This is a genomic window from uncultured Actinomyces sp. (assembly GCA_900541895.1).
Lineage (GTDB): Bacteria > Actinomycetota > Actinomycetes > Actinomycetales > Actinomycetaceae > Pauljensenia.
In genome coordinates this window covers 106,320-131,072 of record UWSI01000003.1, presented here as the reverse complement: position 1 = coordinate 131,072, position 24,753 = coordinate 106,320, and the positions used below count along the sequence as shown (strand labels likewise).

Annotated in this window: 22 protein-coding genes; 12 read left to right on the top strand and 10 right to left on the bottom strand. The window is 57.9% G+C overall.

Annotation, left to right across the window (positions count from 1 at the left end; all coding sequences use genetic code 11):
- From QZR18_RS02050 to QZR18_RS02035, 4 genes are all read left to right on the top strand, one after another.
- Nucleotides 1-210, top strand: a 210-nt coding sequence (locus QZR18_RS02050) for a TM2 domain-containing protein (protein WP_178704376.1), incomplete at its 5' end; no start/stop codon positions are given.
- Between the two features lie 46 nt (nucleotides 211-256).
- Nucleotides 257-838, top strand: coding sequence for a dCTP deaminase (gene dcd, locus QZR18_RS02045; RefSeq protein WP_009408384.1), 582 nt, complete (start codon nucleotides 257-259; stop codon nucleotides 836-838).
- Between the two features lie 2 nt (nucleotides 839-840).
- Nucleotides 841-2,100: a hypothetical protein gene (locus QZR18_RS02040; RefSeq protein WP_178704374.1), complete on the top strand. Its 1,260-nt coding sequence runs from the start codon at nucleotides 841-843 to the stop codon at nucleotides 2,098-2,100.
- 116 nt (nucleotides 2,101-2,216) lie between these two features.
- On the top strand, nucleotides 2,217-4,124 hold the full coding sequence (locus tag QZR18_RS02035; RefSeq protein ID WP_178704370.1) for a DUF5979 domain-containing protein: 1,908 nt from the start codon (nucleotides 2,217-2,219) through the stop codon (nucleotides 4,122-4,124).
- 88 nt (nucleotides 4,125-4,212) lie between these two features.
- On the opposite strand, the gene QZR18_RS02030 is transcribed toward QZR18_RS02035, so the two are convergent.
- The gene (locus tag QZR18_RS02030; RefSeq protein ID WP_295910173.1) at nucleotides 4,213-4,503 is read right to left on the bottom strand and encodes an IS3 family transposase; all 291 of its coding nucleotides are present in this window, start codon (nucleotides 4,501-4,503) and stop codon (nucleotides 4,213-4,215) included.
- Between the two features lie 66 nt (nucleotides 4,504-4,569).
- Here QZR18_RS02030 and QZR18_RS02025 point away from each other — a divergent pair, with 66 nt between their 5' ends.
- The 3 genes from QZR18_RS02025 (at nucleotide 4,570) to QZR18_RS02015 (ending at nucleotide 6,837) form a co-directional block, all read left to right on the top strand.
- Nucleotides 4,570-5,433 (top strand): HAD hydrolase family protein, encoded by an 864-nt coding sequence (locus QZR18_RS02025; RefSeq protein ID WP_178704367.1) that lies wholly within the window; start codon nucleotides 4,570-4,572, stop codon nucleotides 5,431-5,433.
- Between the two features lie 124 nt (nucleotides 5,434-5,557).
- Nucleotides 5,558-6,307 carry a hypothetical protein gene (locus QZR18_RS02020; protein ID WP_295910170.1) on the top strand — a complete coding sequence of 250 codons (750 nt, stop codon included), beginning with the start codon at nucleotides 5,558-5,560 and terminating at the stop codon, nucleotides 6,305-6,307.
- Nucleotides 6,308-6,537: 230 nt separating this feature from the next.
- On the top strand, nucleotides 6,538-6,837 hold the full coding sequence (locus QZR18_RS02015) for an iron transporter (protein ID WP_295910168.1): 300 nt from the start codon (nucleotides 6,538-6,540) through the stop codon (nucleotides 6,835-6,837).
- A gap of 219 nt (nucleotides 6,838-7,056) precedes the next feature.
- On the opposite strand, the gene QZR18_RS02010 is transcribed toward QZR18_RS02015, so the two are convergent.
- From QZR18_RS02010 to QZR18_RS01990, 5 genes are all read right to left on the bottom strand, one after another.
- Nucleotides 7,057-7,311, bottom strand: a complete 255-nt coding sequence (locus tag QZR18_RS02010; RefSeq protein WP_178704363.1) for a DUF3073 domain-containing protein — start codon at nucleotides 7,309-7,311, stop codon at nucleotides 7,057-7,059.
- A 135-nt stretch (nucleotides 7,312-7,446) separates the two neighbouring features.
- Nucleotides 7,447-7,779 (bottom strand): DUF3618 domain-containing protein, encoded by a 333-nt coding sequence (locus QZR18_RS02005; RefSeq protein WP_178704360.1) that lies wholly within the window; start codon nucleotides 7,777-7,779, stop codon nucleotides 7,447-7,449.
- Nucleotides 7,776-8,201: a phage holin family protein gene (locus QZR18_RS02000; protein WP_178704358.1), complete on the bottom strand. Its 426-nt coding sequence runs from the start codon at nucleotides 8,199-8,201 to the stop codon at nucleotides 7,776-7,778. Before QZR18_RS02000 ends, QZR18_RS02005 begins: the two co-directional genes overlap by 4 nt.
- A gap of 69 nt (nucleotides 8,202-8,270) precedes the next feature.
- Nucleotides 8,271-9,626 carry a hypothetical protein gene (locus QZR18_RS01995; protein WP_178704355.1) on the bottom strand — a complete coding sequence of 452 codons (1,356 nt, stop codon included), beginning with the start codon at nucleotides 9,624-9,626 and terminating at the stop codon, nucleotides 8,271-8,273.
- Between the two features lie 59 nt (nucleotides 9,627-9,685).
- Nucleotides 9,686-10,432: a TetR/AcrR family transcriptional regulator gene (locus QZR18_RS01990; protein ID WP_178704351.1), complete on the bottom strand. Its 747-nt coding sequence runs from the start codon at nucleotides 10,430-10,432 to the stop codon at nucleotides 9,686-9,688.
- 58 nt (nucleotides 10,433-10,490) lie between these two features.
- Between QZR18_RS01990 and QZR18_RS01985 the strand changes: the two genes are divergently transcribed.
- Nucleotides 10,491-15,101: an acyl-CoA dehydratase activase-related protein gene (locus tag QZR18_RS01985; RefSeq protein ID WP_178704349.1), complete on the top strand. Its 4,611-nt coding sequence runs from the start codon at nucleotides 10,491-10,493 to the stop codon at nucleotides 15,099-15,101.
- 64 nt (nucleotides 15,102-15,165) lie between these two features.
- Entirely contained in the window at nucleotides 15,166-16,152 is a 987-nt protein-coding gene (locus QZR18_RS01980; protein ID WP_178704347.1) for an MsnO8 family LLM class oxidoreductase, read from the top strand.
- A gap of 70 nt (nucleotides 16,153-16,222) precedes the next feature.
- On the opposite strand, the gene QZR18_RS01975 is transcribed toward QZR18_RS01980, so the two are convergent.
- Nucleotides 16,223-16,819 carry a superoxide dismutase gene (locus tag QZR18_RS01975; protein ID WP_178704344.1) on the bottom strand — a complete coding sequence of 199 codons (597 nt, stop codon included), beginning with the start codon at nucleotides 16,817-16,819 and terminating at the stop codon, nucleotides 16,223-16,225.
- 126 nt (nucleotides 16,820-16,945) lie between these two features.
- Entirely contained in the window at nucleotides 16,946-17,911 is a 966-nt protein-coding gene (locus tag QZR18_RS01970; protein WP_178704341.1) for a DUF808 domain-containing protein, read from the bottom strand.
- A gap of 146 nt (nucleotides 17,912-18,057) precedes the next feature.
- Here QZR18_RS01970 and QZR18_RS01965 point away from each other — a divergent pair, with 146 nt between their 5' ends.
- Both QZR18_RS01965 and QZR18_RS01960 read left to right on the top strand, forming a co-directional pair.
- Nucleotides 18,058-19,635 (top strand): methyltransferase, encoded by a 1,578-nt coding sequence (locus QZR18_RS01965; RefSeq protein WP_178704339.1) that lies wholly within the window; start codon nucleotides 18,058-18,060, stop codon nucleotides 19,633-19,635.
- Nucleotides 19,636-19,640: 5 nt separating this feature from the next.
- Nucleotides 19,641-21,140: a phospholipase D-like domain-containing protein gene (locus tag QZR18_RS01960; RefSeq protein ID WP_178704336.1), complete on the top strand. Its 1,500-nt coding sequence runs from the start codon at nucleotides 19,641-19,643 to the stop codon at nucleotides 21,138-21,140.
- An 11-nt stretch (nucleotides 21,141-21,151) separates the two neighbouring features.
- Here QZR18_RS01960 and QZR18_RS01955 read toward each other — a convergent pair whose 3' ends face one another.
- Nucleotides 21,152-21,418: a Txe/YoeB family addiction module toxin gene (locus tag QZR18_RS01955; protein WP_009408398.1), complete on the bottom strand. Its 267-nt coding sequence runs from the start codon at nucleotides 21,416-21,418 to the stop codon at nucleotides 21,152-21,154.
- A 3-nt stretch (nucleotides 21,419-21,421) separates the two neighbouring features.
- On the bottom strand, nucleotides 21,422-21,685 hold the full coding sequence (locus QZR18_RS01950; RefSeq protein ID WP_156334770.1) for a type II toxin-antitoxin system Phd/YefM family antitoxin: 264 nt from the start codon (nucleotides 21,683-21,685) through the stop codon (nucleotides 21,422-21,424).
- Between the two features lie 279 nt (nucleotides 21,686-21,964).
- Here QZR18_RS01950 and topA point away from each other — a divergent pair, with 279 nt between their 5' ends.
- A complete protein-coding gene (gene topA, locus QZR18_RS01945) occupies nucleotides 21,965-24,688 on the top strand; it encodes a type I DNA topoisomerase (RefSeq protein ID WP_178704333.1) in 2,724 nt (907 codons plus the stop codon).
- Nucleotides 24,689-24,753: the final 65 nt, after the last annotated feature.

The window sequence follows — 24,753 nt, the reverse complement described above, 5'->3', positions numbered from 1 at the left end:
GTCGCCGCGCTTCTTGCCTTCTTCCTGGGTGCCTTAGGTATTCACAACTTCTACTTGGGCTACACGGCTAAGGGAATCATCCAGCTGGTTCTGACGATCACCGTCATCGGTGCGTTCATCTCCGTTATCTGGGCGTTCATTGAGTTCATCATGATCATCGCCCGCTCGGGGTCTTACGCCTACGACGCTCAGGGCCAGCCCCTGCAGTGACCCCCTGAGGCTATTGTCGCGGCGCTGAGTATGCGAGAATGGCACCATGCTGCTCAGTGATCGCGATATTTCAGCAAGTCTTGATAGCGGACGTATTCAATTGGATCCGCTTGATCGCTCGCTGATTCAACCCGCAAGTATTGACGTGCGTTTGGATCGACTCTTCCGCCTCTTCGATAATCACCGCTATCCGGTGATCGATCCCGCTGCCGATCAATCTGACCTGACCCACAGTGTGGACGTGGGACCGGACGACCCCTTTGTGCTGCACCCTGGTGAGTTTGTGCTGGGCGCAACCTATGAGCTGGTGACACTGGGTGACGACATCGCTGCGCGCCTAGAAGGAAAGTCTTCGCTGGGGCGCTTGGGCCTGCTTACGCACTCAACCGCTGGCTTCATTGATCCCGGCTTCTCTGGCCACGTCACCTTGGAACTGTCGAATACTGCGACCATGCCGATCCTGCTCTACCCGGGCATGAAGATCGGCCAATTGTGCTTCTTCGACCTGTCCTCGCCCGCCGAGCACCCCTACGGCAGTGAAGGCCTGGGTTCGCACTACCAGGGCCAGCGTGGGCCGACGCCCTCGCGTACTCACCTTCGTTTTAGTCGCACCCGTATCGAGCGTTGATCGTGGGCCAAGAAGCATCGCTGCCTCCCAAACGCCGGTCGTTTCGTGAGCGTTTGGAAGCTGCTCCTGCTGGGCAGGCCCATGATTCCGCACGAGGTGTTCAGTCCTCGCTGAGCCAGACGGCTTCGCACCCTTTGACTGAAACCTCGATGACCTCGGTCGGGGGGATGCGTGCTTTCGATACCGCGCTGCGAGTAAATGGCACCGGCGAGATTCGCCTTGATGACCATGTTGCGCGCGTATCTATGGGTACCAGCTCCGCTGCGCGTGAGGTTTTGCCGCTTCCTGTTGAGTTGGGACTGGCGAATCACCTCTTCTGCGTGGGCGCGTCGGTTGAAGATGATGAGCTTGAGGCCTTGGCTGTTTCCGCGTGGGACGAGGCCCATTGGGTTGCGCCCGGCCGCCTGCACCTTCGCGGGGGAGTAGAGCTTTCTGGCCCTTGGGCGCTTCCCGTTAACGTTCGAGGCCCACTTGGTTTGGGTGCAGATTTCACTCACGCGTGGGTTGTAGAGTGTGAGCCGATGCGCGGGGAGCCCGCACCGCCTGAGCTTGCCGCGAGTGACCGCTGGGCTGCGGCTTTCCCGGAGGGATTGCCCGTTGGCCTCGAATATCAGGTCTTGCTGGTGCTGGAGCGGATGGCTCGGCGTTTGGCCGGGGCTGTGCGCATTGCCGGAAGCGGCGTTGTCATGGAGCCCGATCCTGATTCCGCAGTGTCCTTGGCCGTGTATTCATCGCGTTGGGTGGGTCCCGCTGAGCTTGCCGAGGCCTTGGCTGAGGCTTTCCCAGAGACAATTGATTCGCGTGAGTTGGTTGCTGGTGCGAAGGGAGAGCCTTCCCGCCAGAGTCGTCGCGATGCTGAGGCTGAACGAGAGCTGCGTTCTGTGGTGCATGAGTTGAGTAATGAGTTGCGAGAAGCCCTAGCACGAGATCGTGAACATGCACTCAGTGCTGAACAAGTTGTTGACGGTTTTGCTTTGCTCAGTCCTATTGGGAATCAGTCGATCATGATGGTTGAAGTGCATCAGGTTGAGCAGGTTCCTCATGTTTTGCGCTGGGAGGAATGGGCGCAGGGAGCGGTTATTGAATATCGACTGCGGTGGCTTCCTAAGGGAAATGTTGAGGTTCCTGAGAATATCGTCACTCGTTCCGAGCGTTTGGAGCGTATGCGTTCGACTCGCGATATAGAGTCTGCAGCAACAATTATCCTTGGAATTGCAGGCGGAGCTGTGGTTGACGAGGATGATTTCCTGGTTTCTTTATGAGATGTTTATGAATGAAATCTGAATAAATTTTGCTGAGAAAACACTAGGAATTTAAGCCTGAATAGCTGTAATATATTCTTGAATCTATCAATCTTCGGATTTTTGGAGTTTTCCCTATGACAACTCTCCGCACTAAGCGCGCGGTTTCTGCGCTCGCAGCGCTGACGCTTGCGGTTGGTGGCATCGGTGCTGTTGAGATCTTCTCTGACGCTGCCGCTCCCGCCGCTCATGCCGCAACCTGTCCGGCGCCCACCACGGATATCACGTCGAAAATGACTGTTGGCCAGCCTGAACTGGTTGACGACAATGGAAATGCAACGACGAACCTTACCGAAGGTCAGACTCTTGGTTTCAAGGTTAAGTGGTCGACCAGCTCGAAGGTCACCGCAGGTCAGTACTTCCAGTACAAGCTTTCGACTAAGTCTGCGAACCCGATTGCTCCCTTCACCTTCGATGTGAGGTCTGCATCGGGCAGCGTGATTGGCTGCGCAACTTGGGGATCAGATGGCACTGTCAAGGTTGTCTTCAACGAAGCAGCTGAGGGTGCGGCATCTTGGGATGGCTGGGTTGTTACCCGCTCGCGCTTGACCATGGAAGCCAAAGAAACGGGAGGCACGCAGCCCTTCCATCTGACCGACACCAAGTTTGTTGACGTTAACATCAAGAAGGGCGTCGGTGTTGGTGATGGTTTCCGTAAGGATGGTTTCTGGACCTTCCCCGGTACCGTTTACAACAAGAGCCGCACCATCTCTTGGCGCGTGACCATTCCCGGTGGCTCTGCAGGTCTGAAGAACGTGACCTTTACCGATAACTCTGAAGACACCAAGTGGGACTTCGACTGCACCGATCTGACGAACCAGTTGAAGACCGATGTCAAGAACTTTAAGCTTCTTGCAGCTGTTGGTGGCGCAAACTACGGCGGTGCGGACCTCTCTAACGGCTCGCTCCGTCAAAACGCAACCATCACCTGTGACGCAAACGCGCTCAAGATTCAGATTCCTGAGATTCCTGCGAACCAGTTCGCGGTCTTCACTCTTTACGGTCGCGTTGAGAACCTGGTGAACGGACGCTACTGGAACACTGCAAACATTGAGGCTCCGGGCACTCCGGGTGCATCAACTGCAAGTCAAAAGCTGGTCTACGGTGCTGATGCTGAAGCAGAAGCAAAGCAGGTCTTCTCGATTGCTAAGAAGGTCGATGATTCTGCCGCAGCGCTGACCGAGAACCCGGACTTTACTTTCGAGGTCACCCTGAAGGGCCCCGGTGTTGACCGGACTGAAACGGTCACTGTGAAGAAGGGACAGACCTACACCTACCCGGATAAGCTGCCTATCGGAACAAAGGTCACTATCAAGGAAAAGAACCTTCCTGATGCAAGTGTTCTGTGGGATAACGCGACCTCCGGTGTCTTCAGTGAAGCTGATGGCATCACCTTGGGTGCGGACAAGAAGACCGCAACTCTGACGGTTAACCCTGAAAAGGACTACACCGCAACAGTCACCAACGTGACCAAGCCGAAGCCCTCTCCGACGCCGTCGACCACGACACCGACGCCTTCGCCGACACCTTCGACGACGACACCAACCCCGTCTCCGACGCCGTCGACCACGACTCCGGCTCCGAAGCCCACTCCGTCCACGACGACTCCGGCTCCGAAGCCCACCCCGTCGACCACGACACCGGCTCCGAAGCCCACCCCGTCGACCACGACACCGATGCCGAAGCCCACCCCGTCGACCACGACTCCGGCTCCGAAGCCCACCCCGTCCACGACGACTCCGATGCCGAAGCCTACCCCGAGCATCACCACGCCCGAGCCGTCCCCCTCGACCACCACCTCGGTGCCTCCCGCACCCTCAGAGTCGAATCCTCCTGCGGTTCCGCCGACCACTCCGGATAAGCCGAAGAACCCCAAGTCTTCCCTGGCAAAGACCGGTGCAGACAGCGGAATTCTGCTGGGCCTTGGAATGGCAGCATTGATCGCCGGTGGCGCTGCAGTTGCAACGCGTCGCAAGATGGGCTGAACCATCTAGCGCACTGACGCTATAACGCTGGTCCCGGTGGCGAGAAATGAACTGCGCCCCGAAACTTGGACGCGTTTAATGGTAGCTGTTATGCGGCTTCCTGTAGGGCCTGATCCCGGTATTCTGCCGGGGTCAGGCCCTTGAGCTTTACTTGGCGTCTTACCGTGTTCCAGTGCGTGATGTAGGCGTCGAGGTCGGCTTTGAAGCTCTCGAAGGTCTGCCATTCTTGGCCGCGGAAGAATTCGTCCTTGAGGTGTCCGAAGACCTGTTCGGTGGCATCATTGTTCTCGTTATTGCCCTTTTCATGGGAATCGCGGAGAAGATATCCAGTATGCCGAGCGGCGACAACTAAGGGTCGTCGCCCGGCCGCGTCCGCCAGCGTGAAGTTGCCCCGGCCTCGTCCCCGGTGTGAGCGTCAGGGCCACCGGTCGGGCACAATGGACCCATGATGCCCCCCACTGACCCCGCGCGTTATGCGGGCGCTGACCTGCGTCTGGCTGCCGTCGACATGGACGGCACCCTCCTGGACGACGACAAGAACTTCCCGCCCGGCATGGACGAGCTGCTCGACCAGATGGACGCGCGCGGCGTCACCTTCGCGCCCGCGTCCGGCCGCCAGGTGTGGACCCTCATCGACATGTTCCCCGGGCGCCCCGGCATGACCGTCATCGGCGAGAACGGCGGAATCGTCATGCGCGACGGCGTCGAGGTCTCCTCCAGCCCCCTCGATGCCCCCACTATGCGCGAGGCAGTCTGCCTCGTCCGCGAAGCTACCTCGGGTCCGGATGGGATCGACGGCGGCCTGGTCATGTGTGGCAAGCAATTCGCCTACGTTGAGCGCACTGACGACCGCTTCGTCGACGGCGTTCTGCCCTACTATCACCGCACGAAGCGTGTCGACGACCAGATCGCCATCATCGACGGTATCGAGGCCGGCGAGATCGATGACGCGATCGTCAAGCTCGCGGTCTTCGTCCTCGGCCCGGTTGAGGCGCTCGCGGAGGCGACCCTGGCCAATTTTGCCGATACCCACCAGTACGCGATTTCCGGCGCGAACTGGGCGGATCTGCAGATTCGAGGCGTCGACAAGGGGAGCGCCGTGCGCGACCTGCAGCGCTTCCTCGGTGTTGACCGCTCTCAGACCGCCGTCTTTGGCGACGCCGGTAACGACCTGTCGATGATGAGCGAGGGGGACCTGTCCTTCGCGATGGCCAACGCCTCGCAAGATGTCCTCGAGGCCGCTCGCTTCATCGCCCCCTCCAACAACGAGGCCGGGGTCGCCCAGGTGCTGCGGACCCTCCTCGGGTGAGCGCATCGCGCGGCCTCGGTGCCCCCTTGATAGGGTGGAGGCCTGACACGATCGCCGGACGGAGAACGCCATAACTGACCACACCGGTCCCGCATCTGCGCCTGACAAACGAGTGTTGCGAACGATGCACAGGCTGTCCTTGTTCTGCGCACTCACCGGACTTGCGGTGCTGATCGGGGGTTTCATCGTCCTGTCGACCTCGGTTTTTGACGAGATGAGTGCCCGTGCTCGCCTCGTCATTCCCGGTGAGTTTGCGGTGATGAGCGACGATGAGTTCATCCGTTCTGTCCTGCCCGTAGCCGGCGTCGCGGGGGCCATTCATCTGGCGGGTGTCATCGCCGGGTTCGTGGGGCGAAGGTACGCCGAGGAGCGCGCGGAGCTTGGGCGCTGCGCGCTGGGAGTGGGTGTGAATGCTTTCTTCCTTGGCTGCGCCGGCATCATCCCTGCCGTGGGCCTTACTGACAGCCCAGGCAGTCTCGCTGTTCTCCTCGCTGTGTGTGGCGGTGCGGTCCTGTCTGCGTGTTTCTCCCTGTTCGAACGCTTCTTTAGCAGCGCGGGTGCGAAATCGGTTGGGGTGGGTGTCGCGGGCTTGCTGATGATGGGTGGAGCGATGCTTGTCGGCCTGGTTGCGGCGGTCCACTACGTCGCTACGGCGTTGGAAGACCCGTTCTTGCCCGGCCTGATTGTCGTGGCCGTCTGCTTCTACATGTCCGTCCCGGCGGGCCTCGTCCAACTTGCGGGCTTGATCATGGGAATACGTGCGCGTCGGCGCGCTGACAGCGAGGCTGAGCGGGCACTCGCCACGTGGGGAATAGTCCTGAATGTGCCCCTGTGCTGGTGCGTGCTTTTCCTCCCCCTGCTGGTTCTCATCTGAACCTGCCCGTCGCTTTGCTGGCGATGGTCGAGGTGTCGCCTTTTCGTTGTAATATCGGGCCTGCGCTCGCCTGAGGAGGCCGTCGCTGCGCGCGCTTGTGGGGTGAGCGTGTTTTGCATGGGAGTTGCCTTGTTGTTAGTCTCAATTCTTGAAAGACTTTTCGGTACGGGGGATGTGTGGGTTCTTCACAGTCTCGTTGCCGTATGTCGGTGCAATAAAGGAGGAACCTAGTGAGCACCCCTTATCCTCAGCAGCCTGCGGGGCAGCCCGCGCAGCCTGTGAAGCGTCGCGTGTCGTACAAGCTGGCGGGCATTTTGTCTGGAATCGGGGCACTGCTCGCCGTCTCTCCCTTCCTCGCCGGGTTCGTCATTGAGCTCATCCCGGGCGACCACGGAGACGGTGGAGACGGCCTGTACTGGTTCCCGGTCGGGATGATTTTCTACGTTTTGCCGTTTGGCCTCATCCTCATCGTTGCAGGCATCGTCGCCGCTATCGTCTCAGCAGTGATGAACTCTTCGTCGAGGAGCTGATCCCGTCAGACGACAGGCCCCGCGCAGCCACCGAACTGAACTGCGCACCGGGACTGTGTTTTATCCGGGGGGCGGAGTAGTGATACCCCTTGAATCTTCAGGGAGCTTCTCGATGCCCTACATGGCCTTACCCTGAGGTGGATACAAAAACACCGTCAGCAGGGTGTAAAAACCCGTCTGACGGTGTTTCCGTATGTCTTAAAGCGGAAGAGAGCTCAGCTACTTTCGCGATTGCGAGGAAGGGGAGGTCCAGTAGTCCTCGTCATCCCAGTGGTCGTCCTGGGAATCCTGGTCATCTTCGGCGTAATCAGCGTAGCGTGCGTACAGATCGTCTTCGTCTGTCTGCTCTTCGCTATGCGACTCATGCCCGGCTGCAAGCTCCCTTTGGAGTGCATCCAGGTCGGTGTCAGGGCTGAAATACTTCAGCTTGCGTGCGACTTTCGTCTGCTTGGCCTTTTGACGGCCGCGCCCCATGGCGTCGACCCCCTCTACTTCGGTCGGGTCCGCACAAGCGGTGCCCTAGGTGTTCAAAATGTTTCGTGGGAACATCATACCTAAAAACGATGCCCGATCCCCACCCGAAGTGTTGGATGGGGCCAAATTACGCCTTCAGCGGGAGTTTCGAGAAGCCGAACGCCTCACGCGCGAAGTAATACGCCACGCAACAAGACCGACAACCGCCACGACAGAGCACGCGGCAATTCCCAGAGTACGAATCGCGTCAGTGTCACCTTCTCGTGCCAGTTCCCAAGTTGAGCGAGCGCGTTCCTTCAGCTCTTCAACCTTTGCCTGAGCATTCTGCTTTGCCTGCTCAATCTGGTACGAAGGGTGAAGTTGTGTCACAAGCTGATCAACCGTGTTGGTGAGCTCAATACGCGTCATACGTAGCTGGGCTTCAATCTCATCTGCGCTCAGGTCCGCTGGAGTCTGCTCGTTGCTCACTTTTGGGCCCCTTTCTTCACGGCATCCACATCTTCCTTCAGGCCCTGCTGGGGTGCGGGAATGTGCTGGCTGGACTTCTTCAGCTTCGAGATGCCAACCAGAGCGAAGATGATCACGATCAAGAAGATCACCCCGCACACAATGAGTGACGCTGCCCAAGCGGGAAGGACCAAAGCCAGCGCAAGCTCTGCGCTGTGCAGAAGCCATCCCAAGCCGTAGAGGGCGAAAACGCCCGCAACAGCAAGTGCGATGATCCCCGCTTTTGTGAAGTTGAGGAAGGTCATCGCCTTGGTCTTCGTCAGTTCAATTTCTCCGCGGATGAGCGTGGAGATTTGCGCCGTCATACGGCCGAAAAGCTCGCCAATGCTGGGGGGTTTGGGCTCAGACGGAACCTGCCCCAAAGAGGGACGGTAATTACTCATACCTTCATCGCTTCCTACGAAGATGGGCACCGAAGTGCAGTCACTCTTTAATTTTGACACGAATACGTGTCACTTAGCATCCGACTCGGGTGCAGAATCCTCATCCGGTATTACCGAACCGGGGAGCTCGCCCAAGATTTTTTGTGCGTGTTCGATCAGTGCGAGTTCCTCGGGGCTTGCCTCAGAAGCGGCAGGTAAATCTTCGTTCAGTTGTTCTTTGAGTTCATCACCCAATGAAGCGCGCGCCTGATCAATGCGATGGAAACGCTGTGCCTCAGCAATTGCGGCGAGAGCAATCTCTGCGGTCTCAGGATTGTCATCCCACTGTGAAGTCACTGGCTCGGGGAGCGGAGAGTCTGCTGTGCGCACAACCCGAGTAGTCAGCGGGTGCCAATTGGGCGTGATTGCGGGCTCCTCTTCCTCGATCTCCGAGGCCGAGCTAGTTTCCTCGTGACTGCTCTCCTTCGCAGGGCGGGCTTCCTCTTCTGACGCCTCGTCATCTTCGTGGGCGAGGTTGGGGGCAATGGTCGCCGAGTCGGTGTGAGCTGCAGAGGTGGCACCGGCGGGGGAGTTGGCCTCGTCGCTGGGGGAAGGAGGGGGAAGAATCGGATCGCCCGCGCGTGGGATCGGTCCAAGGTAGGAGGAAGGGTCTTCGTTGATCGCCTCGTAGGCCATGCGGATGAATTGCGCATCAACCTTTTCGGTGTCTGCGGCGACCGCACTATTCGCAATGATGAGAAGGCGGTCGGCATGCTCGGCAGCTTGGGCAAGATCGGTAAAGAAAACGACGCACGCGCCGCTGGAACGCAGGGGCGTAAGAGCATCGAAGAACTCGTCAAGGAAATCACCCTGGTCGACATCGGCGGGAAGGTCGCTAATAATCACCAGGTTTGCGCGGTACACGATCGCGCGCAACACCTGGAAATCCAGCAATTCAGAGGCTGAAAGATCACTGGCGGAACGCGTGAGATCGATGTTCAGGCGAGAGGCCGTTGACTCGATGACCTCGGGATCAAGGGTTTGCCCCATCGTTGCGCACGGAATCACCAAGTTTTGGAGGAGCGTGAGGGAGGGGTTGAGGACTTCGTCCGGGCTGATCAGGGTAGTCCTGCTGCCCGTGGGCATCCACACCGAACCTTCATCAAGCGGGCTGATGCCAGAAAGGACGCATGCGACATGATGGCGGCGCGCAGCCTGGGGGTCGAAAACAGCGACCGTTGAATCGGCGCGGAAAGCAAGATCTGAGCGGTCTAGGTAGTGAGCCTGGGTTGAGGGATCAATAATGGTTGCACTTCGAGCGAAATAGACGACTTTGCCCCCAGCGGTGCCGGCAGCGGTGCCCTTACGTGTTTGCCACCAGTGACGCTTGGGTCGGGGGGCGACAAATGCTGCGCGTTCTTCAGCAGTGGGAGCGTGAGTTGTCATGCTCCAATTGTGCCAACAGCCTTGCGAATTGATGCCGCGCGCGCGCCGAAAGTGGCGTTTTATTGCGGAAGAACTGAGGCGAAAATGCGATCGATGCGCTGTTGCAAAAGAGGGGTGAGGCTTTCGTGGATACGTTGACGTGGCATGGTTGCCAGGGGCTCCAGAGCAATGATGTAGCGCATGGTGACTACGCCGTACAGCATGGAAAGGATGATCTCGAGCTCCTCGCCAAGGCGTCGAGCACGTTCAGGGTCCGCGGCAAGGAATTGACTGATCTGCTCTAAGACATCGCTTCGGATGTATGTGCGGAAGCGCTGGGAGGTTGAGGTATCAGTAATCAGTGCGCGCATGAGTGCCAAGAGAGTATCTGAAGTCAGCGTGTGCTCGTAGAGGTCCAGGATGTAGTCGACTAAGCGCGTGGCAGCTCCCTGTGGGCCTGGGGTGAGAAGTGCGATGATCTCCGAGGCCGGGTCGAGGGGAAGATCCATGCAGGCGCGGAAAAGTTTCTGCTTAGTTCCGAAATAGTAGGTGATGAGCGCGGGGTCGCACTCGGCTCCTCGGGCAATTGAACGCAGGGTTGTGTGGTCGTAACCCTGCGTGACGAATTCGCTTCTAGCAACTGCAATGATGTGCTGTTTGATTTCGCCTCGGCAGGCGCTGGGGCCACGGTGGATTTTAGATACGGATGATGTTGCGTTATTTGAATCGAAAATTTCAACACCTGATGAAACTTCGAGGTCATTTGTCAGGGAACCTGAAGGCGCTTTTCGCTGTTTTCCCGCCGTTGGTTGATGCATCGTCGCCATGAGCTCAGTCTAATTTCAACAGTTTGGAAATTAGAAATCTGCGTCATAGTTTCGCAGCATGGATACGCAGATCATTGAAGGCTCGCGTCTACACGTCGAAAGCACGCCGGATCACCCGTGCCAGCTTGGTATTGACGTGGGGTCAACGACGGTCAAAGCCGTTGTCTTGGATGGCAATCGAATCCTCTTCTCCGACTATCGCCGCCACAACGCAGATGTTCGCGCCGAACTCGGACACCTCCTCGAAGACATCGAGGACATCTACCCAGGACTTGTCGTCCAAGCCGCGATCACCGGTTCTGGCGGCCTGACGACAGCCCGCGCAATGGGCATCCCCTTCGTTCAGGAAGTTATCGCAGGAACAGAATCCACTCAGCGACTCCACCCAGAAGTTGACGTCGTCATCGAACTTGGCGGTGAAGACGCAAAACTCACCTACCTTCACCCCACCCCTGAACAGCGCATGAACGGAACCTGTGCGGGTGGAACCGGTGCCTTCATTGACCAGATGGCCACGCTGCTCCACACCGATGCTTCAGGACTCAATACGCTGGCCGAAGCGCACACCCAGCTTTACCCCATCGCCTCGCGCTGCGGTGTCTTTGCGAAATCGGATATCCAGCCACTGATCAACCAAGGTGCCGCGCACGAGGACCTCGCGGCCTCGATCTTCAGCGCGGTCGCAACCCAAACCATTGCGGGTCTTGCCTGCGGTCGCCCCATCCGCGGAAACGTCATGTTTCTTGGTGGCCCGCTGCACTTCCTCCCTCAACTTCGCGAGGCCTACAAGACCCTGCTTCCCAAGGCAGACTCTTTTATCACCCCGGAAAACGCGCAGCTTTATGTCGCAATAGGTGCTGCGCTCTTGGCCTCGAAAGAAGCAAAGAAACGAGGCGAAGAGGAAGGAAACGCGCTCGAGCAACTGATCGACCGCCTCGCCACTGCTCAGGTCGAGGCTGAATCTCCGCGCATGCGGCCCCTTTTCGCGACCCCGGAAGAAAAAGAAGAATTCGTCCAGCGTCACGCACAAGAAGTCATCCCCAAGGCCGACCTCTCTGAGGCTCGTGGGCGCTGCTGGCTCGGAATTGACGCCGGTTCAACCACTATCAAGGCTGTTCTCATTGACGAAGATGACCGTATTGTCTTCACCCACTATGCCTCCAACGAAGGTGACCCCGTTGCTGCAGCGGTAGAAATTGTCCGAAGGGTCCGCAGTGAACTGCCCGAAGGCACCGTGATTGGCCGATCTTGTGCAACCGGATACGGTGAAGGTCTGGTCACTGCGGCCCTGACCATGGACGAGGGCGAAATTGAAACAATGGCACACTATCGCGCCGCGGAATTCATCCAGCCCGGCGTCACCTCGGTCATCGACATCGGTGGCCAGGACATGAAATACCTGCGGATCAAGGACCACGCAGTCGATTCCATTTCCGTCAACGAGGCCTGCTCCTCGGGATGCGGTTCCTTCCTGCAAACCTTCGCGCAGACCATGGGAACCGATGTGCGAAACTTCGCGAAAATGGCCATGGAATCAACGAATCCCGTGGATTTGGGAACGCGCTGCACGGTCTTCATGAATTCCTCGGTCAAGCAGGCGCAAAAAGAAGGCGCGGATGTGCGCGATATCAGCGCCGGCTTGTCCTACTCCGTCGTGCGTAATGCCCTGTACAAGGTCATCAAGCTCAAGGATCCCTCGGACCTGGGCGAACGCGTCGTCGTTCAGGGCGGAACCTTCCTCAACGACTCGGTGCTTCGCGCATTCGAGCTGCTGACCGGTCGCGAAGTTGTTCGCCCCGATATTGCCGGACTCATGGGAGCTTACGGCGCGGCGCTCACGGCCCGCATGCATGACAGTGGCGAAGGTGAGTCGACACTCGCTCGCGTGGAAGACCTCGAGGACTTCCAGGTCGAGACCACGCGCAAGACCTGCCGCCTGTGTCAAAACCACTGCCAGATGACCATCTCGACCTTTTCCAACGGAGAAAGGCATGTGTCGGGGAACCGTTGTGAGCGCGGGGCAAGCCTAGAAAAGGTTCCACGCAAGTCGGACCTTCCCAACCTCTATGACTGGAAGTACAAGAGGATCTTCGGATACCGACGCCTCACCGAAGCCAAGGCATTCCGCGGAGATATTGGTATTCCTCGTGTTCTGGGCATGTACGAGAACTACCCCTTCTGGTTCACGATGCTCACCGAGCTCGGTTTCCGCGTGATGATTTCGGGGCGAAGCAACCACGAGCTATTCGAGCAGGGAATGGAATCGATCCCTTCCGAAAACGTGTGCTATCCGGCCAAGCTCGTCCACGGACACATCGAATCCCTGCTGGACAAGGGGATTACAACGATCTGGTACCCCTGCGTTGATTTCGAGCAAAAGCTCACCGATGCGGATAACAACTTCAACTGCCCGGTCGTTGCAACCTACCCCGAAGTCATCCGCAACAATATGGAACGCCTGAATGAGCCGGGCGTGAAGTTCATCAGCCCCTTCATCAACTTCGGCAACCGTGATTACTTACCCGCCCACCTTGTGCGCACCTTCGCCCAGTATGGCTACGACATCAGCGTTGAAGAAATGACCCGTGCACTGGACAAGGCATGGGAAGAAGACGCCGCGGTCAAGGCTGAAATCAAGGAAAAGGGCCGCGAAGCACTCGAGTGGATGCGCGAACATGGAGTGCGCGGAATCGTCTTGGCGGGCCGCCCCTACCACCTCGACCCCGAAATAAACCACGGTATTCCCGAGGTCATTGTCGGACTGGGAATGGCCGTCCTCACCGAGGACTCCATCATTGACCAGCGCTTGGAGCGCCCTCTTCGCGTGCGCGACCAGTGGTCCTACCATTCGCGCCTATACGAGGCCGCTGCCCGCGTGGGCGATGAGCCTGACCTTGAGATGGTCCAGCTCAACTCCTTCGGTTGTGGCGTTGACGCAATCACCGCCGACCAGGTTCAAGAGATCCTTGAGGGACGCGGCGACGTGCACACGGTCCTTAAGATTGACGAGGTATCGAACCTGGGTGCTGCGAAGATCCGCCTGCGTTCCCTAGAAGCGGCGGTTGCGGAGCGAGGAACCATGGCCTCGGGAACAATCGACACTGCGGTGCACGAGGACCCAGCTTCGGTTGCCGCGCGCGAAGAATCCGAGCAGGTCAAGGCCGGACACATCGAAGCACGAGCCGTCTTTACCGAGGAAATGCGCGATGCGGGATACGAAATCCTTGCCCCGCAGATGTCGCCGATCCACTTCCGTTTCCTCGAGCCCTTGTTCAGGCGCGCGGGACTCAATGTTCGAGTCCTTGAGCACACGAGCCGCCAGACCATGGAAACGGGTCTGAAGTACGTCAACAACGATTCTTGTTACCCGGCGATTGTCGTCATCGGTCAGTTGATCGACGAATTTGTGTCGGGTCGAGCAGATCCCGATAAGACCGCGGTCGGTATCACTCAGACGGGTGGCATGTGCCGCGCAACGAACTACGCCGCACTGCTGCGTAAGGGCCTTCGCGATGCGGGATATCCGCAGGTCCCGGTCATTGCGCTTTCCGTTCAGGGGCTGGAAGACAACCCCGGCTTCAAGATCGGAATTCGCCACATCCACAAGGCGATCCAAGCCTTCGTGATCGGTGACGCGATCCAGTCCATGCTTCTTCGCGTGCGTCCTTACGAGGCCGTGCCCGGAAGCGCGATGGAACTGTACCGCCGCTGGGATCAGATCGTGCGCGAGTGGGTTGTGAGTGATCGCTCTGAGACTTTGGGACGCGTCGGTCCGACGGGTCTCCTGACGGGGCGACTGCGCTATTCGACGCTGATCAAGCGCTGCGTTGCTGAGTTTGACGCCCTGGAATTGCGTGATATTCCGCGTAAACCTCGCGTTGGGCTGGTGGGAGAGATCCTTGTGAAGTTCCACCCCGATGCGAATAACCACGCAGTTGACGTCATCGAGGCTGAGGGCTGTGAGGCTGAGCTTCCCGGACTCATGCAGTTCTTCCACAATTCGGTTGCGACTGCGGAGTGGGACTACGAGAACCTGGGGATCGATGGCAAACAGCGCAAGATCTTACCCATGGCTCTGTGGCTGCTCAAGAAGTATGAAATCCCAGTTCACAAGGCTTTCGAAGAGACAAATGGGAAGTTCGAAGCCCACCGTGACATCGAAGAGATGATCTCGCGCTCGGAGGATATCGCACGCCTTGGGAACCAAGCCGGTGAAGGCTGGTACCTGACGGCGGAGATGGTCGACATGATTGAACACGGATGCCCGAACATCATCTGCGCACAGCCTTTCGCATGTCTACCGAACCACATTGTTGGAAAGGGCATGTTCCGTGCGCTGCGTAACCGCTACCCGCAGGCGAATATCGTCGCTGTCGACTACGATCCGGGCGCCTCGGAAGTCAATCAGCTCAACCGAATCAAGCTGATGCTGGCAACCGCTGTGCAACAGCACAATGCCGCCGAGCGCGATGGTGAAGACGATGGCGTGCTGCAGTTGGTCGGGATTGACTTCGATTCCGAAGACTTGGGCGGCGAGGCCGTCGCTGGTGCCTCCTGCGGTGGTTGCGGATGCGGATCCGGTGGTGGTTCTTCTGATGGTGAGGGACACCGCGTAGTCGGCTTGGGCATGCCCGCGATTCCGCCGAGGCGGGGTGCTGCTTTCCGCTGAGCGGAATATTCTCAAAAATAACCGTGTTTAAGTGGCGGATATTGTGTGAAACGGAAGGGTAACAATGCGCCTCTCAGCACTGGAACAGGTTCCGCTTTTTGACGGGTCAACTCCGCATCAGGCACTTGAAGACATGGTGTCCTTGGCTCGCGGACTTGAAGAGATGGAGTTCCATCGCTTCTGGATCGCAGAGCACCACAACACCCCGGTCTTTATGTCCTCTGCCCCTGAGCTGGTGATGACCCACCTTCTGGACCGGACCTCGCGAATCCGTATTGGTTCTGGTGGCGTGATGGCCATGCATCAGGGCAGCTTGCAGATGGCAGAAAAGTTCTTCACTCTGGCAACTTTGTTCCCCGGCCGTGTTGACATGGGATTGGGACGTGCTCCTGGCGGTGACATGATCTCCGCCCGCGCACTCAACCAGGGGGCAACGATTGATCCGGCGTCGATCAATGCTCTGATCGATGAAACTTTGGCTTTCATGCGAGGAACTCTGCCCGAGGGACATCCCTACACCTCTGTTGGTGTCTACCCGCGCCCCGATGAGCTTCCCGAGTTGTGGTTGCTGGGTTCTTCAGGTCAGAGCGCGGCCTGGGCGGGGACTCGAAACATGAACTACGCCTACGCGCAGTTCTTCAGCGGCCAGCAACAGCCCGAGGTCATGGACCATTACCGTGCACACCTGCCCGAAAACCTGGGCGAGGGCCAAGGACAGACCCTTTCCGCGCTCGCGGTGAGCGCTGCAGAAACTGAAGCCGAAGCCCTAGAACAAGCACTTCCCGCCTTGAGTTTCCGTATGTGTTTACGACTGGGACGCCCCGTGCGATTCCAGCGCCCTGAGCAGATGAGCGTCGAAGATCGAGAAGACGCACTGCGATGGGCACAACGCGATCGTTCGATCATCATCGGTACCTACGACCAGGTTGCTCAGACGATTGCGAACTTTGCACGGAATCACCGCGTCGATGAAGTCATGCTGATTAGCTACATCGCTGATGTTCAGCAAAAGCTCGCCCAGTACCGAGAGCTCCAGAGTCGCCTTGGATAACTTCCGTAGATAAGGTTGTGGCTCCCGCCTGAAGGCGGGGGCCACAACCTTTAAAACAAACAAGCAGTGATCACAGGGCTGCTGCGAAACGCTGTGCGACGTTCTCCCAGTTCACAACGTTCCACCAAGCCTTGACGTAGTCGGCCTTGACGTTGAGGTAATCCAGGTAGAAAGCGTGCTCCCACATGTCCAGCATGAGCAGCGGAACAGTTGCAACGGGGATGTTGCCCTGCTGATCGGTCAGCTGGTAGGTGACGAGGCGCTTGCCCAGGGTGTCCCATGCGAGAACGGCCCAGCCGGAGCCCTGAAGACCGAGGGCTGCAGCGGCGAACTGTGCCTGGAACTTCTCGAAGGAACCGAAGAACTCGTTGATGGCGTCGGCCAGATTGCCTTCGGGGCGAGAAGCGCCGTCACCGGTCATATTCGTCCAGAAGATCGAGTGGTTGGTGTGGCCACCCAGGTTGAAGGCCAGGTTCTTTTCCCACAGGTTGATTGCGGCAAAATCGCCGGCTTCGCGGGCTGCTTCCAGCTTCTCCAGTGCAGTGTTTGCGCCGGCCACGTAGTTGGCCTGGTGCTTGTCGTGGTGCAGCTCCATGATCTTTGCAGAGATGTGGGGCTCCAGTGCCGCGTAATCGTAGGGAAGTTCGGGAAGGGTGTAAACGCTCATCGGGCTCTCCTTACACTTAGGGGTTGATATCCCAAGCCTAGTACTTAAGTCCCTAGGTGTGGGCGTAGAGGTGGGCGAGTTCACTCAGCGCTCAACGCACTATACAAAAGGGGAGCGGGGAAAGGCTCAGTGGCCTCGGCCTCGGCGGAAAAGGTGGGAAACCCCAACGACAACTCCGGTGATCAGCGAGCCGAGCACAATGCCAAACACTGCCGCACACGTGGTCTCAACGAGCCAGCCAAGGAAAGCGCCGCCCGAAGCGAGCGTGTGCTCAATCGTCGACACGACGTTGTGGAAGAAGCCGACGCCCACCTTCGCGAGGTTTTCGATGACGAGGTGGCCACCGACCCACAGCATTGCAACCGTTCCAACAAGGCCGATTGCGTTGAAAACCTTGGGCATCACGCGCACAATTCCACGGCCGATATTATCCGCGGGACCGGGGCGATTATCGTCCGGATGAGTCGCGCCCTTGGCCAAGCGAAGCCCGAAATCGTCCATTCGTACCAGGACTGCAACGATCCCGTAGACAAAGAAAGTCATGAAGAAAGCGACCGCGATGAGGACTGCAACGCGCATCGACATGGACTCGGAGTTCAGTCCATCCATGGAGACCAGCATGATTTCCGAGGAAAGAATGAGATCGGTGCGTGAGGCCGAAGAGACGATGCTTTTTTCGAGGTCTTCCGCGCTTTGAGGAGCTGTGTCTTCGGCTGAGTCTTCGTGTTCGGGAAGCCAGTGCAGGGCCTCGAGAACCTTCTCGCCGCCCTCAAAACACAGGTAAGCGCCGCCCGCTATCAAGAGGAAGGGCAAAACCTGCGGCGCAAACCACGTGAGCACAAGCGCGATAGGCAGAATGACGACCAGCTTGTTGATTAACGAGGCCTTGGCGATTTTCCCGATAATTGGCAGCTCGCGCTTGGGGGAAAGCCCGGAGACGTACTGCGGAGTGACAGCGGTGTCGTCGATGACGACGCCAACCGCTTTGGCCGATACCTTCACCGCGCTCGATGCGACATCGTCAATAGACGAAGCCGTGGCTTTTGCGAGTGCCGCAATATCGTCCAGAAGTGCTACCAGTCCGCCAGACATCCACTCATCCTTTTCCTTGGAGACACAGGCATTCTAATGGGGGAGGTGAAGGATCTGCGCAGTGGGGGAGCTCATGGGAATATGCGCCTGAGAACTTGCGTGAATAAGTCGACGCAGATGCATGTCAGGCGTGAGAAAGTAATGCTATGACGGAATTACTGATTGACACTCTTCCCAGTCCGACACCGGGATTGGAACCCGGACTGATCGCTCGCTTGGCTGCAGATCTGGGTAGTGCCGGGTGGAGTGTCGACGCGATGGAGGCCATGATCAGCCCGGTCGCGCGTGCTGCGCTCATGCGTAATCAAAGGGTTCCGGCACTTCGCGAACTTCAGCGGAAAGATACCCCGGCTGCGGTGTTGACGCGCTTCTTTGTCTTGGGCTGCGCGGAAAGTGGGGATGTTCTTGCGCAGGCTCTGCCCACTCTTGGGGTGCGCGGCGCGGTCGACCTGGGATTGATTTTTCCCGCACTCGATGCGAAATCACCAGAAGGACAGCAACTTTTCAAAGCAAATTACGACCTGCGTCCTCACGCGGCACAGCTTCAAGGTGGCCTTAAAAACTGGTGGATCCTGTCGGACCTGGGTGAAGACGTGACGGGAGAACCCATTCGCCCAGATCACGTTTTAGGAATCGGCGGGGCAACGACCTCTCTTTTGAAGGCGACGCTTCGAACTCCTGTCGAATCCGCCTTGGACCTGGGGTGTGGATGCGGAATCCAAGCCTTGTATTTGGCCACACACGCTACTCGCGTTGTTGCAACTGACCTGTCGTCGCGGGCGTGTGAGATCACGCGCTTTAATGCCGCGCTCAATGGTGTCGAATTGGATGTTCGCCAAGGATCCCTCTTTGAACCGGTCGAAGGCGAAGAATTCGATCTGATCGCCTCGAACCCGCCCTTTGTTATCACCCCAGATTCACTTCGTACCTCGGGGGTTCTGGAATACCGGGACGGTGGAATGAGCCGTGATCATCTGGTGCGCACGGTGATTCGGGAAAGCCCGAACTACCTCAAGCCCGGCGGTGTGACGCAACTCCTTGCGAATTGGGAAATTCCCGGACGATTGGGACACCCTGAGGACTGGGAAAATGTCGTGCGCTCATGGGTCGAAGACCTTCCTATTGACGCGTGGATTGTGCAGCGCGACAGGCTTGATCCCGCTCACTACGTTGAAATGTGGCTTCGTGACTCCGGTCAGCAATGGCATCAGCGCGAAGACTACGAACGCGAATACGCCCAGTGGCTTGATGATTTCGTTCAGGCAGGAGTCGTCGAAATTGGCATGGGCATGGTCGCCCTGAGAAAGCTCGATACGCCGCGCCCCGGCGTGTGCGAATGCGATGAGCTTGAAGGGGGAGAATCCCCATCCGGCGAAGACGTTCAGCGCGCGCTTGCATCCTTGCGGCTTCCCGATGATCTCAGCGACCTTCACCTCTACTTTGCTTCCGATGTGACGGAAGAACGGCATTTCCTACCCGGGGCACAAGACCCCTCCGCCTTGATCCTTCACCAAGGGGGAGGACTTGGACAATCGGTTGCCTCGACCACTGCTTTGAGTGCCTTGGTTGGTGCTTCAGATGGCGAGCTGAGCGTTGGTCAAATCTGCGGGGCTCTTGCAGCCCTATTGGAATGCGATTCCCGGCAGCTTCAGGGCGAACTCTTCCCGCAGGTGCACACCTTAATTCGTTGGGGATTCCTTCGAGTCGAATCGGATGAGGAGTAACTGCGATGCCTCTCCCCGCGCCTCTAACCCATCAGCCACCCCTGTGGCTGTGGCTCCTTGTCGGGGCTATTGACCTAGCGATTCGATTGATTGCCTTGGGTGTTGTCCCTAAAAAGCGCAGGGCATCAACCTCGACGGCATGGCTGTTACTGATCTTTTTATGGCCAGTTGTTGGCGTCCCGCTGTACTTATTTTTCGGTTCATGGTGGGCCATGGGCAAAGCCCTACGATCGGATCAGGCGGCGCACCAACTGGTCAAGGGAATCTTGCGCGGTGATAGTGGAAGCGAAAGTGGCCTCGTTAATGACGGAATGGATGAGCGCACAGCCTCACTGATGCGGCTTAACTACAAACAAACCTCTTTCCCGCCCAGCCATGGGCGTGTTCTGCAGCTTCTCGGCGATACTGACCAAGCTTTTGAAGCGATGGCACGCGAGGTCGATCAAGCGACCCATCACGTGAATGTCCTGTACTTCCAGACCTCGTGGGATCATTCCACTGATCCGCTCTACAAAGCCTTGGTTCGTGCCCGTACTCGCGGGGTCAAAGTTCGATTGCTGATAGATCATCACGGGCTTCGCACTATTCCCGGATGGCGTGGTTTCAGCCGAATGCTCGACGAGTCTGGGATCGAATGGCACTTGATGCTGCCCATGAGCATCTTTAAAGGTCACATTCGACGTCCTGACCTGCGTAACCACCGCAAGCTGCTCATCATTGATGGCCAGAAAGCCTTCATCGGTTCACATAATTTGGTGGCCTCAGACTATGACACTCCTGCCTACCAAAAGGCGGGAATTGAATATCACGATACTTCCGTTGAAGTAAGCGGTGCAGTGGTCCGCCAGGTTCAAGCTGTTTTCGCTTCAGATTGGTACTACGCCACCAAACAGGAGCTTTCGCTTGAAGAACTTAATCTTTCCGAGGATGGCGAAGCACCTGAAAACGCCATGGGGCAACCGATGCAGATCATTCCATCCGGGCCTTCGTATCCCTCAGAACCGAATCTGCGGATGTTCATCTCGATGGTGTCACAGGCTCGGCATCATGTCTCTATTGCCAGCCCGTACTTCATCCCGGACGAACCCTTGCTTGCCGCACTCACCGGTGCAGCAATGTCAGGAGTTCGCGTAGACCTCTACGTTTCAGAGCAATTCGACCAATTCTTGGTAGGACATGCTCAGCGTGCATACTACGAGTCTCTTTTAGTATCCGGAGTTAATATCCACCTGTATGCGCCGCCCCATATGCTCCACTCGAAATACGTCGTGGTTGATGGGGAGCTTGCCGCAATCGGCTCATCGAATATGGATTACCGATCCTTTGGCTTGAACTACGAAGCCATGCTTTTGGCTCAGGATCCTTATCTTGTCCAACTTCTGGAGGGGAATAACAGGCGAATCGAAGCATCTTCGCGACTGCTCAGCCTTGAGGAATGGAACGCGCTTCCCTGGTACAAGCACTACATCGATAACATCTGCCGCCTGGGCAGTGCACTGCTCTAAAACCGCGGGAGCTACTGGCCGTAATGGTAGCGGCAGGAGATGATCCAGAGGGTTTTACCGTCGTCGCTAATCTGGTAGATCAGGCGGTGACGTGAGTCGATTCGACGTGACCAGTACCCCGAGAACTCGTAACGGAGGGGTTCAGGTTTGCCAATGCCCTCGTTCCCGTTGCGCTGGATGTCCTTGATGAGTGCGTTGATACGTTTGAGGGTTTTGCGATCCTCGAACTGCCACCAGACATAGTCGTTCCAGGCTTCCTCGTCCCATGTGATGTGCATGGGTCAGTCCTCGTCGAGCTCAACGAGGTCGTGGACGACACCCTCACCAGCGCGGTGACGCGCGATCGATTCGCGCAGGTGACGGGCATTTGCAGGGGACTGCATGAGGTAGACGGTTTCCATGAGAGATTCGTACTCGTCGAGCGCCATGATGACGGCGCTTTCGTGGCCCTGGCGGGTGATGATGATTTCCTCGCGGTCGTTGACGACCTGATCGAGGACCTCGGCGTAGCGTGCGCGCGACTCGCTGTAGGTCATGGTCTTCATGGGTGCTCCCCCCTTCTTCATGTATGTACAGAATATTGTACGGATTCTTATGGTATGTCTCTACTTGGCTTGCTGCCGATGGATATGGTGCGCGCCCGTCCGCAAGACGCCATCTAGGCCTCGGGAATTATCCACAGAAGACGCGCGGGAAAGCACATCGGTTCCCGGAAAGCCCCGTAACGCGGTAAGGTCCTACCCAGTGGTACTCCGTCGGCGCTCGCCATCGGAGGACCAGCAAAGAGTGCTACAAATACGAGGTAGCAACGGAAGGGACAAACAATGGCAGCGACCAAGCTGGTGATCGTGGAGTCTCCCGCCAAGGCGGCGACGATCGAAGGATACTTGGGACCCGACTACCACGTGACCGCCTCGATCGGTCACATTCGCGACCTTCCGCAGCCCTCTGAGCTTCCTGCCGATATGAAGAAGGGCCCCTACGGGCGCTTCGCCGTCGACGTTGAGAATGGTTTCACTCCCTACTACGTTGTCAATCCCGACAAGAAGAAAAAGGTCACCGAGCTCAAGAAGCTGCTGAAAGAGTCCGACGAACTCTTCCTGGCAACTGATGAGGATCGCGAAGGTGAGGCTATCGCTTGGCACCTTCTCCAAGTCCTTAAGCCCAAGGTTCCCGTGCGTCGCATGGTCTTCCACGAAATCACGAAGGAAGCAATCCAACGCGCTCTGGAAAATACCCGCGAACTCGACACGGACCTTGTCGACGCCCAAGAAACTCGCCGAATCCTTGACCGCCTCTACGGCTACGAGGTCTCGCCGCTGCTCTGGCGCAAGATTCGCCCTTCCCTGTCCGCGGGCCGCGTTCAGTCGGTTGCAACGCGCTTGGTTGTGGATCGCGAGCGCGACCGTATGGCGCATGTGAGTGCTGAGTACTGGTCGATCGATACCCAGTTTGCTGCGTCGGGTCAGTCTTTTGGCGCAAAAGTTTCGCATATTGACGGTTCCCCCGTTGCAACCGGTTCTGACTTTGATGAAAACGGTCGGCTTTCCGCGAAGGCCAAGAAGAACGAGGCCTTCCATTTGGACACCCGTTCCGCGCCGCTCTTTGCCGCAGCGCTCGAGGCCGCGCGTGATTCCGCTATCGATTCTGTCCAGCAGAAGCCCTACCGCCGCCGCCCGGCAGCGCCCTTCACGACGTCGACGCTTCAGCAGGAAGCTTCCCGCAAGCTCCACTGGAATGCGTCCTCGACGATGCGTACCGCTCAGTCCCTGTACGAGTCGGGCTTCATCACCTACATGCGTACCGACTCTACGGCCCTGTCTTCGCAGGCTATTAAGGCTGCTCGCCAGCAGGCTAAGGAACTTTATGGGGCCGAGGCCGTGGCTGAGAAGCCGCGCATCTACGGCACCACCTCTAAGGGTGCGCAAGAAGCTCACGAGGCCATTCGCCCCGCCGGGGATCACTTCCGCGCTCCCGCGCAAGTTGCCTCGGTTTTGAATCGTCAGCAGCTTGCACTGTATGACTTGATCTGGAAGCGAACTGTCGCTTCGCAGATGGCAGATGCCCTTGGCTTTACCGCAACCATCCGCGTGCGTACCGATGTCGAGGTCGAAGGTCAGCCTCATGCAGTGCTGTCCAGTGCCTCGGGAACTGTTATTACTTCCCCCGGCTTTAGGTTGGCCTACCAAGAAGGTCAGGACAAGGGACGCTACGACGCGGAAACGACCGATGCTGAGAAGACCCTTCCGCAGGTGAGCGAAGGGGAAGTTGCGCTGCTTGAAGAGGCGCAGGCGCAGGGACACCAGACTCAGCCCCCGGGACGTTACACCGAAGCGACTTTGGTGAAGACCATGGAAGAGCTTGGAATTGGTCGCCCCTCAACCTATGCGGCAACGATTCAAACCATTGGCGATCGCGGCTACGTCACCCACCGGGGCCAGTACTTGGTCCCGACTTGGCTGGCCTTCTCGGTCACACGACTGATGGAAGAGAATCTGTCGAACTTGGTTGATTACGACTTCACAGCATCGATGGAAAACGATCTGGACCAGATTGCTGCGGGAAGCGAAGATCGCCACGAGTTCTTGAGCACTTTCTACTTTGGTGCAGACGGAAAGGGCGATGCTGACGGACTGAAGTTCCAGGTCGAATCCCTGGGAGACGATATTGATGCTCGCGCAGTGAACTCCATTGACATGGGAAATGGTGTCACCTTGCGAGTGGGCCGTTACGGACCCTACATGGAGAAGGTCGATGGGACGCGCGCAAATGTGCCGCCCGAGGTCGCACCTGATGAACTCACCGAAGAAAAGATCACGGAACTCTTCGCGCTTGCTGCAGATGATGGACGCGAACTGGGAATTGATCCCGCAAGCGGACACATGCTGGTTGCAAAGAATGGCCGCTACGGTCCCTACGTGACGGAAATTCTGCCCGAAGAAGCCGAGGAAGCGGAAGCTTCTGAAGATGGGAAGCCCGCGAAGAAGACGCGAAAGAAGGCTGCGGCAAAACCGCGCACGGCCTCGTTGTTCAAGTCGATGGATCTTGCGACCATCACGCTGGAGGACGCGCTTGCGCTGCTCTCGCTTCCGCGCGAGGTCGGTGTTGATCCCTCTGACGGTGAGGTCATCACCGCGCAAAACGGTCGTTACGGCCCGTACCTGAAGAAGGGGAGCGATTCGCGCACCCTTCCCAGCGAGGATCAGCTTTTGACGATCACCTTGGATGAGGCGCTTGAGATTTACTCTCAGCCCAAGCAACGAGGCCGCGGGGCAGCAAAGCCCCCGCTGCGTGAGTTTGGTGAGGACCCGGTGTCGGGTAAGAAGGTCACCGTTAAGGATGGCCGTTTCGGTCCCTACATCACCGATGGTGAAACCAATGTGACCGTTCCTCGCGCGGAAACCGTCGAGGATTTGACCGCTGAACGCGCCTACGAACTTCTGGCCGATAAGCGCGCGAAGGGTCCGGCTCCCAAGCGCACCCGTAAGACCACCGCGAAGAAGACAACAACTCGACGCACAACCAAGAAGACTTCGACAAAGAAGTAATGAGAAGGAATTTTCTTTCGCCCACCCGCTGCCAAAATGGACGCAAATGCGGGTGGGCACTGTCA

What these genes read in the sequence shown, in the direction of transcription:
- QZR18_RS02000 (WP_178704358.1), bottom strand. Translation starts at nt 8,201, where the DNA reads ATGAGTAATTACCGTCCCTCTTTGGGGCAGGTTCCGTCTGAGCCCAAA.
- QZR18_RS02010 (WP_178704363.1), bottom strand. Translation starts at nt 7,311, where the DNA reads ATGGGGCGCGGCCGTCAAAAGGCCAAGCAGACGAAAGTCGCACGCAAG.
- QZR18_RS01950 (WP_156334770.1), bottom strand. Translation starts at nt 21,685, where the DNA reads ATGAAGACCATGACCTACAGCGAGTCGCGCGCACGCTACGCCGAGGTC.
- QZR18_RS01965 (WP_178704339.1), top strand. Translation starts at nt 18,058, where the DNA reads ATGACGGAATTACTGATTGACACTCTTCCCAGTCCGACACCGGGATTG.
- QZR18_RS01985 (WP_178704349.1), top strand. Translation starts at nt 10,491, where the DNA reads ATGGATACGCAGATCATTGAAGGCTCGCGTCTACACGTCGAAAGCACG.
- QZR18_RS01970 (WP_178704341.1), bottom strand. Translation starts at nt 17,911, where the DNA reads ATGTCTGGCGGACTGGTAGCACTTCTGGACGATATTGCGGCACTCGCA.
- QZR18_RS01955 (WP_009408398.1), bottom strand. Translation starts at nt 21,418, where the DNA reads ATGCACATCACATGGGACGAGGAAGCCTGGAACGACTATGTCTGGTGG.
- QZR18_RS01990 (WP_178704351.1), bottom strand. Translation starts at nt 10,432, where the DNA reads ATGGCGACGATGCATCAACCAACGGCGGGAAAACAGCGAAAAGCGCCT.
- QZR18_RS02035 (WP_178704370.1), top strand. Translation starts at nt 2,217, where the DNA reads ATGACAACTCTCCGCACTAAGCGCGCGGTTTCTGCGCTCGCAGCGCTG.
- topA (WP_178704333.1), top strand. Translation starts at nt 21,965, where the DNA reads ATGGCAGCGACCAAGCTGGTGATCGTGGAGTCTCCCGCCAAGGCGGCG.
- QZR18_RS02020 (WP_295910170.1), top strand. Translation starts at nt 5,558, where the DNA reads ATGCACAGGCTGTCCTTGTTCTGCGCACTCACCGGACTTGCGGTGCTG.
- QZR18_RS01995 (WP_178704355.1), bottom strand. Translation starts at nt 9,626, where the DNA reads ATGACAACTCACGCTCCCACTGCTGAAGAACGCGCAGCATTTGTCGCC.
- QZR18_RS01975 (WP_178704344.1), bottom strand. Translation starts at nt 16,819, where the DNA reads ATGAGCGTTTACACCCTTCCCGAACTTCCCTACGATTACGCGGCACTG.
- QZR18_RS01980 (WP_178704347.1), top strand. Translation starts at nt 15,166, where the DNA reads ATGCGCCTCTCAGCACTGGAACAGGTTCCGCTTTTTGACGGGTCAACT.
- dcd (WP_009408384.1), top strand. Translation starts at nt 257, where the DNA reads ATGCTGCTCAGTGATCGCGATATTTCAGCAAGTCTTGATAGCGGACGT.
- QZR18_RS01960 (WP_178704336.1), top strand. Translation starts at nt 19,641, where the DNA reads ATGCCTCTCCCCGCGCCTCTAACCCATCAGCCACCCCTGTGGCTGTGG.
- QZR18_RS02025 (WP_178704367.1), top strand. Translation starts at nt 4,570, where the DNA reads ATGATGCCCCCCACTGACCCCGCGCGTTATGCGGGCGCTGACCTGCGT.